At 31.6% G+C, this 14,323-nt stretch carries 7 protein-coding genes; all 7 read left to right on the top strand.

Going from position 1 to position 14,323, the window contains the following annotated elements; genetic code table 11:
- Positions 1-20: 20 nt before the first annotated feature.
- Genes BXQ17_RS09740 through BXQ17_RS09710 form a run of 7 tightly spaced genes read left to right on the top strand, consistent with a single transcriptional unit; the run spans position 21 to position 14,313 of the window.
- Positions 21-1,211 (top strand): alginate lyase family protein, encoded by a 1,191-nt coding sequence (locus tag BXQ17_RS09740; RefSeq protein WP_077810460.1) that lies wholly within the window; start codon positions 21-23, stop codon positions 1,209-1,211.
- Entirely contained in the window at positions 1,211-4,699 is a 3,489-nt protein-coding gene (locus BXQ17_RS09735; RefSeq protein WP_222927888.1) for a glycosyl hydrolase, read from the top strand. Before BXQ17_RS09740 ends, BXQ17_RS09735 begins: the two co-directional genes overlap by 1 nt.
- Positions 4,699-6,126, top strand: coding sequence for a BNR-4 repeat-containing protein (locus tag BXQ17_RS09730; RefSeq protein WP_077810459.1), 1,428 nt, complete (start codon positions 4,699-4,701; stop codon positions 6,124-6,126). Before BXQ17_RS09735 ends, BXQ17_RS09730 begins: the two co-directional genes overlap by 1 nt.
- On the top strand, positions 6,123-9,602 hold the full coding sequence (locus tag BXQ17_RS09725; protein WP_077810458.1) for a T9SS type A sorting domain-containing protein: 3,480 nt from the start codon (positions 6,123-6,125) through the stop codon (positions 9,600-9,602). Before BXQ17_RS09730 ends, BXQ17_RS09725 begins: the two co-directional genes overlap by 4 nt.
- 31 nt (positions 9,603-9,633) lie before the next feature.
- Positions 9,634-11,154: a sulfatase gene (locus tag BXQ17_RS09720; protein ID WP_077810457.1), complete on the top strand. Its 1,521-nt coding sequence runs from the start codon at positions 9,634-9,636 to the stop codon at positions 11,152-11,154.
- A 17-nt stretch (positions 11,155-11,171) separates the two neighbouring features.
- Positions 11,172-12,821: a sulfatase-like hydrolase/transferase gene (locus BXQ17_RS09715; protein ID WP_077810456.1), complete on the top strand. Its 1,650-nt coding sequence runs from the start codon at positions 11,172-11,174 to the stop codon at positions 12,819-12,821.
- Positions 12,822-12,834: 13 nt separating this feature from the next.
- A complete protein-coding gene (locus tag BXQ17_RS09710) occupies positions 12,835-14,313 on the top strand; it encodes a sulfatase (RefSeq protein WP_077810455.1) in 1,479 nt (492 codons plus the stop codon).
- The last annotated feature ends 10 nt before the right edge of the window (positions 14,314-14,323 follow it).

Genomic DNA, 14,323 nt, shown 5'->3' with positions numbered 1-14,323 from the left:
TGAATATAATTTAGAGTTTTATGAAGAATAAATTTGCGTTTTTTAGAAAGTTGATTCTTGTACTTTTCATAAGTATATATGGATGTTCAATCACCCAAAACAATACAAATAAAGTTTCTAATATAGATTATGAAAGTTTAGAAGCTCAAAAATCACTCATTAAAAATGGTGATAAACAGTCTGTAGAAAATTATCATAAACTATTAGTTAAAGCAGATGACCTTTTAAAGGTTGATGGTTTTTCTGTAACAAATAAAACGGGTGTTCCTCCGAGTAAAAATAAGCACGATTATATGAGTATTGGGCCTTATTGGTGGCCGAATCCAAAAACAGATAATGGCTTGCCATATATTAGGAAAGATGGAGAAATTAATCCAGAAACACGAAATAATTTTACAGATTTTGTTGAGAAAAAGAATTTTATTTCAGCTGTAAAAACGTTAAAAGATGCATTCTTTTATAGTGATAATAAAAAATACGCTAACAAAAATATAGCGTTCATTAATACTTGGTTTTTAAACGAAAACACTAAAATGAATCCTAATGTAAATTTTGGGCAATATGTTCCTGGTAAATCAGAAGGTAGGTGTTTTGGAATTATTGAATTTGATGGTCTTATAGAGGTTGTAGAGTTTCTTGAATTAGCTAAATATAAAGGCGTACTTGATAAACAAACAGAAGAAGGTATGGTTAACTGGTTTACAGATTATAGCAATTGGTTAAAAAACAGTAAATTAGGAATAGAAGAATCTACAAGAAAAAACAATCATGCGACTCATTATGATGTACAATTATTAAGCATTTTAATGTACCTAAATAAAACGGAAGAAGTAAAAGAATATTTATCTACAATAACAAAAGCAAGAATTTTTAGTCAAATAAAACCAGATGGGAGACAACCTTTAGAGCTGAAAAGAACAAAATCTTTTTCTTATTCAGTAATGAACTTACACGGATTTTTGCAATTGGCACAAATAGGACAAAAAGTAGGTGTAGATCTTTGGAACTTATCTTCGGAAGATGGCAGCAGCATAAAAAAAGGCTATCAATTTATGTTGCCTTTTTTAACTAATGAAAAAAAGTGGCCATACAAACAAATTAAAGACAAAAAACCTTCTGAAGAAAAATTAATAGCAGATTTAAAAAAGGCTCGTAAACTATTTAAAGAGGATGCTTTTGATAATACTCTAGAAAAATTGAATCAAAATTAATGAAGAATTTAGGTTACATCTTGTTATTAATGATTTGCTTTTGTTTCAGTAATTGCACTGAAAAGAAAAACGAGCGTCAAAATTTAACTTTAGAAGAAGGGTTTAAAAATCTGCCAAACGAAGCTAAAGCCAGGACTTGGTGGCATTGGATAAGTGGTAACGTATCTAAATCTGGTATTACAAAAGATTTAGAATCAATGAAAGCAGTTGGCATTCAAGAAGCACAGTTATTTAACGTGCATTTAGGGTTTCCAAAAGGCCCAGTAAAATATTTAAGTGAAGAATGGCTAGATTTATTCAAGTTTTCTGCGGAAGAAGCCAAACGTTTGGGCTTAGAGTTGGCGTTTCATAACAGTGCAGGTTGGTCTTCTAGTGGTGGACCTTGGGTAACCGAGGAAAATGCAATGCAAACTGTTGTTTTTAGCGAAGTTGAAGTAAATGGAAATCAAAATTACAAAGCGCAATTACCACAACCAAAAACGAAATTTACCTATTATAAAGATATTGCAGTTTTAGCATTTCCAAAACTTAAACAAGTTACAAAAATTGATGGTTTAGACTATAAAACTCTATCTGAACGTGTCCGAAATCATTTATTGCCAGATACGAAAGACATTCCAAAAACGAGTACTATTCAAAAGGGAACTATTGTTAATTTAACAGATAAAGTTTCTAAAGACGGATTTTTAGATTGGAATGTACCAAAAGGAGAATGGATTATTTTAAGACTTGGACACACACCAATTGGAACAACCAATAGACCAGCACCACCTGAAGCCAAAGGTTTAGAAGTTGATAAAATGAGTAAAACAGCGGTAGACGCCTATTGGAAAGGTGGCGTACAACCCATAATCGATAAGTTAGGCGATTTAATAGGAACTACCGTTAACAATTGTTTAATTGATAGTTACGAGGTAGAAACCACCAATTGGACTGCAGGATTTGATACGCAATTCGAGAATTTAAGAGGTTACGATTTAACCTCATATTTGCCCACCTTAGCAGGGTATTATGTTGAAAGTGGTGAAATTTCAGAACGTTTTTTGTGGGATTTTAGACGAACTATTGGCGATTTAATAGCAAAAAACTACTACGCGCATTTTGCAGAATTATGCCATAAAAACAATATGAAATTTTCTGTAGAACCTTATTGGGGTCCTTTTGATAATATGCAAGTAGGAGCTACAGGAGACATTGTGATGTGTGAGTTTTGGAGTGGTGGCTACCCATTTTTTGATTCGGCAAAATTTGTGTCTTCTATTGCACATTTAAACGGAAGTGCTATTGTTGGTGCAGAAGCATTTACAGGAATTGGTGGTTGGGACAAGCACCCAGCAGACATAAAATCAATTGGAGATCAAGCTTGGGCACAAGGCATTACACGTTTTATTTTTCATTCTTATGTGCATCAACCTTGGGATGTTGCACCTGGTCTGGCATTGAGTTATCACGGATTTGATTTTAATAGAAATAATACTTGGTGGAATCAAGGAAAAGGATTTTTAGACTATATAGCACGTTCTCAATTTTTATTGCAGCAAGGAAAAAATGTGGCCGATGTTTTAGTGTTTACTGGAGAATCATCACCAAATACGGCTTTTCTAAAACCAGAAATTAAAAAAATGGGTTTTGATTATGATTTGATTGGTGCCAATAAATTGAAAGACTTAACTGTTAAAAAAGGAACAATTTATTCTTCAGTAGGCAACACTTATAAGTTTTTAGTCTTACCAGAGTCTAATTTCATAAAACCTGAAACCTTAAAAAAAGTAAAAGAATTGGTTGAAGGTGGTGCAATTGTTATTGGAAAAAAACCAACGCAATCGCCAAGTTTAACTGATTATCCTAAAAATGATGAAGTTGTTAAAACTTATGTTGATGAATTATGGGGGAAAGAATTGGTAAAAGACATTTCTGTTAGCGAAGTTTTAAGTGAAAAAACACCCGATTTTAAAATAGAAACTAGCGATCAAACAGATTTGAGTTTCATCCATAGAAAAACTGATGATGCTGATATTTATTTTATCGCCAATGCTAGAAAAGAAGCAAGAGATATTGTAGCGCGTTTTCGAGTTTCTGCAAAACAACCAGAACTGTGGAATTCAGAAACAGGTAAAATAAAAGATGTGGTGGTCTTCAAAGAAAATAAAGATGGAACAACCACAATTCCTTTACAGTTAGGGATTGAAGAATCTGTTTTTATTGTATTCAAAAAGCCAACAAAAGCTAACCATTTAACATCCGTTAAAATGGAATTAGAACAACCAAAATCTGAGCCTCTTTCTAACTTAGAAATTGTAAAAGCAGAATACGGAACGTTTCTTCAAGAAGGTTTAATCGATATTACAGACAAAGTAAATAATGCTATAATTGATGGTGAATTAGACTTTAAAATGTCGAGAGCATTTTGTGATTGTGATCCAGCAATGGGATACAAAAAAGAGTTAAGAATGGAATACCAAATAGGTAATACCAAACATCAAATTTATGCAGAAGAAAGAGAACATATTAAGGTTGATGCAGGTAATAAACCTTTAAAAGTTTTAAAAGCTGTATTCGGAAAATTTAAAACAGAAACCAAAGGCATTCCGGAAAATTATGAAACCTTTGAGATTACAAATAAAATTAAGGAACTAGTTTCAAGCAATATTTTCGATATTTTGATTTCTAATGTATTGATAAATAATAAAATTGCTAATGGAAATAAAACAACTTTAAAAATTACCTACAAAAAAGATGGGAAAGAACGCACGATGTTCATTCCTGAAGGACAAATTTTAAAACTATCAAAAGATACGCCAAAACCTGAGTTAGTGTTTAATGAAGATGTTATCCAATGGATAACACCAAATGCAGGTAAAATTACGTATACAAATGTAGATGGAGAAACGAAAACAGTAGTAGTAAACTCAATAATAGATCCTATTGATTTATCAAATTCTTGGCAAGTTGATTTCCTTTTGAACTCAGGAAATAGTATAAATAAAACCTTTACTGATTTAAATTCTTGGTCAAATCATAAAGATGAACGTATTCAACACTTTTCAGGAACAGCCACTTATTCTAAAGAATTTGAACTTAAAGAAGACTTGTTAAAAGTAGATAAAAGTTTAGAATTAGATTTAGGAAGTTTGGCTGTTATTGCAGAAGTAATCATCAATGGAAAACAAGTAAGCACTTTATGGAAACCACCTTTTAGAACTAATATTGATGGCTTTGTAAAAAAAGGTACAAATGTTATAGAAGTAAAAGTGACCAATTTATGGCCAAATAAATTAATTGGTGATGAAGGTTTGCCATTAGATTATGAACGAAGAGGAAATAAACTAAAAAAACTACCAGATTGGTTATTAAACACCACAGAACGTCCATCAAAACGAACCACGTTTTCATCTTGGAAACATTGGCGTAAAGATGATGAATTGCTAACATCAGGTCTTTTAGGTCCTGTTAAACTTAGAGTTTTAAAAAAAATATCGATAAACTAATGATAAATAAAGAATTAATTTTAAAAATCTGCTTTTGCTTTTTTTTAGTAGGATGTAATGTTAATAAAAAAGTAAGTTCAAAAGAAGAAAATAAAGACGGAAAGGTAGATTATTTTGCCAATAACGGTTTTGGTAATGCAGTGGCTATAGTACAGCATCCTTCAGGAGTTTATCATAAGGGAGTTACATATGTAGCTTATCAAGGAACATTGGAAGATCCTTATGTAGCATCGTACAATCATAAAACCAAAGAATGGAAAGGTCCTTTTAAAGCGGGTATTAGTGAAATGGGTAAAGACCCGAATCGTAAAAAGAAAATAGATAATCATGGTAAACCTGCATTACTTATTGATGATGCTGGTTATATTCATATTGCATTTGGTGGACATGGAGGAAGACCGTCAGATGGAAAAAATCCTTTAGGAAATCATCATTATGGCAAAAATCTGCATGCTGTTTCTAAAAAACCATTAGACATTTCTGCTTGGGAAACCTTAGATAATGTTTCGTTATTTGGTACCTACAGTCAGTTTGTAAAAATGGACAACGGAGATATGTATTTGTTTTACAGACATGGTGCGCATAGAAGTGATTGGGTGTATCAAAAATCTACAGACAATGGAGTTACTTTTGATGAACCAGTTTCTTTTTTAAAACACAAAAGAAGAACAAATATTGAAGCTGAAGATTCTTGGTATCCTTGGGTTGGTAAAGGAAACGGAGATGATATTATTGTAGCATTTGATTATCATATTTGTAGAGATAATAAAAACGCTCAAGACAAACGTGGTCACATTCCAGAAAGACATAACTTATATTACATGCTTTTTGATACAAATTCAGGGCAATGGAAAAATGTTAAAAATCAACCTTTAGAAATGCCTTTAACTAAAGAAATGGCAGATGAAAAAACTTTGGTAAAAAAAATACCTGATGATTGGACTTTTCAAGGAATTGCTGATGTTGATCCTGATGGAAAACCACAAGTTGGTGTGTTGGTTGGTCCTGATATAGGAGCAAAAAGAAGCGGACCTAAACGTTTACAACATTTTAGATGGAATGGACAAGAGTGGTTACAAAGTAAGAATGCTAATCTTCCTAGAGGAAATGGAGATTTAAAAGTAAAATCTGCAACAGAAGTGAGTATTTACTTAGAGAGTGAAACAAATAATGATGTCGGAGAAATTGCTAGATGGGATAGTTTTGATGGTGGTGATACTTTTAAAAAGAACAAGGTTTTTTTACAAAGAAAAAACTCTGGTTTTGTTATTTCGTCTCTTATCAAAAATGCGCATCCTGATGCTAGAATTATAGTTGGAGAAAAAGAAAAAGGTACAGATTTTAGAAAAATGTATTTGTTGGGAGATAATGGCCCTATTAAAAGAGCTAAAAAGGAAGTTGATATTATAAATTTAAATAAAAAATGAAAAATTTAATTGTAGTATTCGTTTTGTTTAAAGTTTTTTTCTTGTCAGGGCAATCTTTACAGCATCCAATAATTTGGACAACAAATGCAGAAAAATCAGAAGTTTTGTCTAAAATTGATAATTATGATTGGGCAAAAAGTATTGTGGCAAAAGCAAAAGAAGCAATAGAATCTAAAGTAAATACGCACATTACAAATCCCTTAGCAATTTTAAATACTATACCAGCTTTGGCATCTGATGATAATTTGTCAGAATCTCAAGCTACAACAAATGGTGCGCATTCAAAAGTATTGAATTATGCATCTTACGCAGCAATGATTTATCATATTACAGAAGAAAAAAAATATGCACAGTTTGCTGCGGATATTTTATGGTATTATATAGAACAACTTGCTCCAAGAAACCCTAGTAATACAGCTATGAGCGGAAATCATTTCTATGATCCACGTTCTGGATATGCGCAGTTTGCGATTGCTTATGATTTTATGGTGAATTATTTAAAAGATTCAGCAACCAGAGTGTATCAAAAATCAACAGAAACTAAAATAGCTTTTGATAATGTGAAAGCACAAAAAGCGGTTTATAATATTGCTATGAATGGTTTACAAGAGCATGCAGGCAATGACGGTAAATACGGTAAAACTGTAAGTAATCATCCTATTTTAACAGCTCCAGGAGTGTTATACAGTATTCTTTGTGTAGAAGATGACACAGAAAGAGAAAGGATGTTTAATGTATTTTGGAATGTAGGTACCAAACATCAGAATTCGTTTACCAAAACCATTTTACCAATGTTTGGCGAGCAAGGTATTTGGCCAGAAGCAGTTAGTTATAGTTTTATGTCGGCAGTAACTCAAGTACTAAATGTTGTAGACAAGCTAAAACCAGAATTGAATGTGATGGAAAATAACATGCATATTCTTGATGGAAATTTTTTGTTTGATAATTTAAGAATGCCTAATAGATTATTTGTAAAATATGGCGATTCAAAAAGATATATAGATAGAACAAAGCAATTGTATCGTTTTACTTTAAATTTAGCTAATAGAAGAGGTTTTTCAGAATATGAACAAAAAGCAAAGGTTGCTTTAAGGCAGGCTTATGATACAGAAGGAGGATACAATCCGTCTGCGCCAATAAGTACTTTTGGTAATTATGAAGCTTTTGAGCAGTTGTTTTGGGGAATTAATATTCCTGATACGATTGAAGGAGAAATCGACTTTCAAAAACCAACGGTAATAATTAAGCATGCAGGAGTTGCGTTACAGCGTAATTATGTGAAAGAGAATAATAAAGATTTTGGACTTGCAGGCATTATTGGTGGCGCACATTATGTACATTCTCACTGTACAGGTATTACTATGGAATTGTATGGAGCAGATTATATTATGGCACCAAATGCAGGATTACCTAAAACAATTGCAGAAAGAAAATTACCAGAACACACCAATTATTTTTGGAGACACGCCGGCAATAACACAATGATTGTTAACGGAACAACTCATGGTATACAGCCTGGTTCTTGGAATTCTGATTCTTATTTATGGATGAACACAACTGTAAATGAAGCTGCAGAACCAAAACATTTAGAAGATCCTATAAATCCAAATTTTAGTTTTGCAACACAGTTTTTAGATGATACTGTAAATAACGATCAACAAAAGAGAACATTAAGCACCATTAGAACCAGTAAAACTACAGGTTATTATTTTGATATGTTTCGTTCAAAATCTTTAGGAACTAATAATTTTCATGATTACATCTATCATAATTTAGGTGATGTTACAAATATTATGGACATGGACGGAACAGAAGTTTCGGTTTCTCCAACAACGAGATATCAAAACGATATTGGTGATTTACAAAAATCTCCAGGATGGAGGTTTTTCGAAGATACAAATGTAACAGCATCAACAGATAAAGCTATTCAGGTTCGTTTTGATTTAAATGAAACGAATACATATATGAATATGTTTGCGCCTGCTGGAGTAGCTAGAGAATACACAAAAGCACTTGGGCCAGCAACTCGAGAAGCAAAAGGAGGCTATATTAATAAGAAAACACAAATTGTTGCCATAAGACAACAAGGTGAAGCTTGGGATAAACCCTATGTACATATTTTTGAACCTTCTAAGTCTATAAATTCAAGCGTAAAATCTGTAGAACATTTGTACAGAGGAGAAGTTATTGTTGGTGCGAAAGTTAAAAGTCAAATAGGAGATAAAGTTATAATTGATTATGTACTTTGTCAAGAAGATGCTTCAAAAGTAGTTAGTATTCCAGATGCTGGAATTAGGTTTACAGGTCATTTTGCAGTAGTTCGTTATGAACAAACTTTAAGCAAAGCCTTTGTTACTTTATATATTGGTAAAGGTACAAGTTTAACCTACAGAGAACATTCTTTAACTGCAGATGGAACTAAAAAAGGACAAAAAGTAATTGAAGTTGAAGCAGATTCTAGTAGAATTCTAGGTTTTAAAGATTTGAAAAACAATCAAGAAATACCTAAAGGTAGCAGTTTAACTGTTAAAGCTATTGTTGGAAGCGATTTTACAGAGGCAACTCTTTTTATAAACGATGTAAATGTTGGCACTAAAACAGCAGCTCCTTTTGAATGGTTGTCTATACCAGAATTAACAAATATGACTGAGCCTGCCTATTTACTTAAAATTGAAGCAAAAGATGCACAAGGTAATTTAGAAGAAAGAGCATTGACCGTTTTAACTCCTAATCAATGGGCGTATACTTCAGATAATAAACCACATTCAATTCCTAAAAAAATAGAGTTTGAACATTATGATCAAGGAGGTATTGATATTGCTTATTGGGATAAAAAAAACCAAAACAGTTCTTCGTTTAGACCTAATGAAATGGTTGATATTAGTTCAAATGGTCAAATTGTTAGAGATATAAAATCAGGAGAATGGTTAGAGTTTACAATTGATGCAGCTCAATCTGGAAATTATGAGTTAGAAGTAACCCATCAAACAAGAAGAAGTCCTTCATTTAAACAATTAACAGTTTCTTTTCCTGATGAAAATATTACTTTTTTAAACGATATTGTATTAACCAACACAGGTTCTGGTAAATACTTAACAGAAACAATTGGTAATTTTGATATAGAAGCAGGAACTCATGTACTAAGATTTAACTTATTAGATTATGGTTTTGATTTAGATTCTTTTGAATTAAAATTAAAAACGCTATCAATATTAGATGATTTATTAGTTGATAAAGCTAGAATATTGATGTATCCAAATCCGGCATCGAAATTTGTTACTATAAAATCAGAAAATATGACTTGGACAAAACTTCGTATTTTCAATATGTTAGGCAGCCAAGTATATTACAATAATACTGTTCTTGATAGAATAACGGTTAATACGCAAGAAAACAAAATTTCAAGCGGATTGTATTTTGTGGTAATTAGCGATCAACAAGGAAAACAATACAAACGAAAATTAATTATTAAGTAATCTAAAAACATAGATTTAAAAAGAAATCACCATGAAAAATTTACTTTTTTTATTGATTTTTGTATTTATGGTATCATGTACATCAAACACAAAAGATATTAAAAGCCAAGAAAGTACTAAACCCAATGTACTTTTTATAGCTGTTGATGATTTAAACAATTGGATTAGTCCAATTCAAAATTTTTCAAACGTAAAAACACCAAATTTTGATCGGTTAGCAAAAATGGGAGTTACATTTACAAACGCCCATGTACAAGCTCCTTTGTGTGGACCGTCTAGAGCATCTATAATGACTGGTTTACGTCCGTCAACAACTGGTATTTATGGGATGACGCCAGATAATAAAATTAGAAGACCAGGAAACCTAGCCACAAAAGACATTACGTTTTTACCAGAATATTTTGAGCAAAATGGATATCATACTATGGGTATTGGAAAACTATTTCATATTCATGCACCAGATAGTGTTTTTAATGAATCTGGAGGAAGGGTTAAAGGTTTTGGACCATATCCTAAAAAACGATTTGTTTGGGATGGTTTTGGAACATCAAAATCTAAAAAAGAGAAATATGGCAGAACCAGTACCGATTGGGGTGCTTTTCCAGAAAAAGATTCCTTAATGCCAGATCATCAATCTGTAAATTGGGTTACAGATCGTTTGCATAGAGATTATGACAAACCATTTTTTATGGGTCTTGGTTTTTTACGTGTACATGTACCATTATATGTGCCTCAAAAATGGTTCGATTTATATCCTTTAGAAAACATTCAAACACCACCTTATAAATCAGATGATTTAAATGATATTCCGCCTGTTGGAATGCAAATTAACGATTTACCTATGATGCCATCAACAGAATGGGCAAAAGAAAGTGGTGAATGGAAAAAAATTGTGCAAGCTTATTTGGCATGTATCAGTTATGTAGATAATGAGTTGGGTAGAGTTTTAGACGCTTTAGAAAGTAGTAAATACTCAGATAATACTGTAATTGTACTTTGGTCAGATCATGGATATAGATTAGGAGAAAAAGGAACTTTTGCAAAACATGCACTTTGGGAAACTGCTACAAAAGCTCCATTGCTATTTGCGGGTCCTAATTTGCCAAAAGGGAAAAAAATTAATGCTCCTGTAGAAATGCTATCTATTTATCCAACTTTATTAGAATTAAGTGGCTTACCTGCTTACAAAAGAAATGAAGGATACAGTTTAGTGGATATGATGCAAAATGATTTAGAGATTGACAGTTCTTATGCTTTAACAACTTTTGGGATGAACAATCATGCAGTGAAAGCGGATGGATATAGGTATATTCGATATGAAGATGGAACTCAAGAGTTTTACGATCATAGCATAGACCCTAATGAATGGACTAATGAAGCTAAAAACCCGAAATACAAATCTCAAATTGAGAAAATGAAAAAGCTTCTGCCTAAAATAAATGTAAAATGGGATGCAAAATCCAACTATACATTTCAACCTTATTTTGTAAATCAAAAAAAACGAGTAAATGAAGAAGAAGCAAAGTCTGCAAAGGTTGTTGATTCTCACTAAATATTAAAAATTTTAAAATGAAATTAGTATCTAAAAAAAATACAGTTTTTTTTGTAATCCTTATTGTATTTGGTTGTAGCACATCAAAATTAAAGACGAAAGAAATTGATCAAAAAAAACCAAACATTGTATTTATTTTTGCAGATGATTTAGGTTGGGTTGATATAAGTACAGGAAATACGAATAAGAATAATGGTTCAAAAATTTACGAAACGCCTGTAATTGATAAATTGGCAACACAAGGAATGTCTTTTACAAACGCGTATACCAATCAAAATTGTGCACCATCTAGAGCTGCTTTAATTAGTGGGGAATATGCAACAGGTATAGATAATCAGGTGTATAATGTTGGGTCTTTAAAAAGACAAGATAAAAGAACCAAAGGATTTCCAAATGTACTTATTGAGCCTTTCAAGCAAAAAAAAGTAATTGCAGAAGATGGTATCAATATGTTTGATGTTTTAAAAACAAAAGGCTATCAAACAGCATTAGTGGGTAAAAGTCACGGAACTCCACATCCTTTAAAAGGTGATTATGGTATAGATTTACCAGCAGATATTCATCACATTATAGCGGCTCCTATTAAAGGGAAAAGAACAAAATCTTTCTATTTAGCACTAAATTCCGATAAAAAAGGATGGACGTTTAATTCAGAATTTGTAGATAAATATGCCAAACCTTATGATAATGAATACCTTAATACGATTTTAAATCCTTATAAATCAAGAGCAGATGTGTCTCTTTTAAAAGGAACTCCAAAACATCTTACAGATGCAATTGGAGATTTCTCTGTAGATTATATCAAAGAAAAAGCAAATGACGAAAATCCGTTCTTTTTATACATTCCTTTTCACGCAGTTCATTCTGATGTTACTGGCAGAAAAGATTTAACAGAAAAGTATTTGAACCGCGGCTTAAAACCAAGAATTGCAGAATATGCTTCTATGATTGAATTGTTAGACCAAAATGTGGGGAAAATAAATAATGCTTTGAAAGATCCAAATGGAGATGGAGATTATGAAGATGACATCACAGAAAACACCATTTTTATATTTTATTCTGATAATGGAGGATTATTTAAAAATACGCCATTGAAAGGCAAAAAAGGAAATTTAACAGAAGGTGGTCTTAGAGTTCCATTAATTTTCAGATATCCAAATGTGATACAAGAAAATTCGATAACCAATCAAGCAGTACATTGTATCGATTTTCTACCCACTTTTGCAGAATTAGTTGGAGTTGATTTAGCTACATTAAAAAAGAAAGATGGAAGCAAGCCTAAATATGATGGTGCTTCTTTTGCAAAAGTTTTAACAGGAAAAGCAAAAAGAATCTCAAGAAATAATTTGTTTTGGCATCTTCCAGGATATATGGATGAACGTTTTTCTCCATCAACTTTAATTCAAACAAGAGTAGGAGAAGAATATTTTAAGTTGTTTTACTTTTATGAAACTGAAGAATTTGAAATGTATAACATCACTAAAGATATTTCAGAAAAAAGAAATATTTTAAACAATCCTACATCCAAAGAAATGGAAATAGCATTGCAAATGAATGCAGATATGTTAGCTTGGTTAGCAACCAATAATGCACCAACAGGAACTTGGGTTAAAAACAAAGAAAAAGTGCCTTATCCTAAAGTAGAAGGTGTAAAAAAGTATCAATAATAGAATTTAAGAAATGAATAAAAAGTCTTTGATTTTACCTTTTTTGGTAGTGATAAGTATAGCATTTATAGGATGTATTAGCAACAATAAATCTAACAATGTAGCTAAAGTTGATGCAAATCAGATTGAAAAACCCAACATCATATTTTATTTAGCAGACGATCAAGATGTGTACGATTATGGTTGTTATGGTAATGAAAAAGTAAATACAACAGCAGTAGATAGGTTGGCAAAAGAAGGAATGTTATTTACCAATGCATTTACAGCTCAAGCCATTTGTGCACCAAGTAGATCTCAGGTTTTTACAGGTAAATACCCTGTTAAAAATGGTTGTTTTGCAAATCATACTGCAACAAGACCAACTATTGAAAGTGTAACTTCTAAAATGAAAAAGTTGGGTTATGAAGTGGTACTTGCTGGAAAAAGTCATGTAAAACCTTCTAGTGTTTACCAATGGGATAAAGAATGGTTGCCAGTTCCTAAAAAAGATGTTCCAAGAGCTTATATTCCATTAGATAGTATCAAAGCGTATTTCAAGAAAACCAAAAAACCATTTTGTATGTTTATCACCTCAAAATACCCACATGGAAAATATTTTGATGTAGAAAACGCAAAAACTGAAGATATTAAGTTTTATCCTTTTAATGAAAGTAAAAAAAATGATAAAGCCTTTATCCAGAAAAAAGCAGGTTATTATAGAAGTATTGCAGAAGATAATACCCAAATAGAAAAAGTATTAGAATTTGTGGATGAACATTTAAACGATAACACTTTGTTTATTTACAGTGCAGATCATGGTGTTTCAGGGAAATTTACATTAAAAGATATTGGTTTAAAAGTACCTTTTGTAGTACGTTGGCCAAAAGTGATTAAAGCTGGAACAATATCAAATCAGTTGATACATTATACAGATGTGTTGCCAACTTTTATGGATATTGCAGGAGGTAAACCAGTACAAGATATTGATGGTAAGAGTTTTTTACCAATCTTAAAAGGAAATGATGTTGCTGTCAATAAATATGTTTATGGAGTTAGAACCAATCAGAATATTTTAAATTCAGAAGTTTTCCCATCAAGAATGATTCGTAATCAGCGTTATAAATACATTCGTAATTTTAATTCCTTAGAAGTTGTAGAAGAAAACTTAACAGGAAAATCAAATGTAGATTATTTTATAAAACGAGGAGCTAATGCTTTTAAGCATGAACCTTTTGAAGAATTATACGATTTGCAGAATGATCCTTTTGAGCAAAAAAACATAGTTAATAATCCTGAGTTAAAATTAATAAAAGAAAAATTGGTAAAAGATTTGTTTAGCTGGATGAAAACTCAAAGTGACTTTTTAAATGAAGAAAAAGGAAATATGCCTTTAATTACAGCAAAAGGAAATAGAGGTTTTAAATTAGATAAAGATACACCAAGACGAAAAATTCCTGATTCGATAAAAAATACATTATTAGAAGAAGATTATAAGATTATAAAACATTGGTAATAATCAGAGA

It is taken from the genome of Polaribacter sp. BM10, assembly GCF_002005425.1.
Classification (GTDB): Bacteria; Bacteroidota; Bacteroidia; order Flavobacteriales; family Flavobacteriaceae; genus Polaribacter; species Polaribacter marinaquae.
This window is presented reverse-complemented; position numbering and strand designations above follow the sequence as displayed.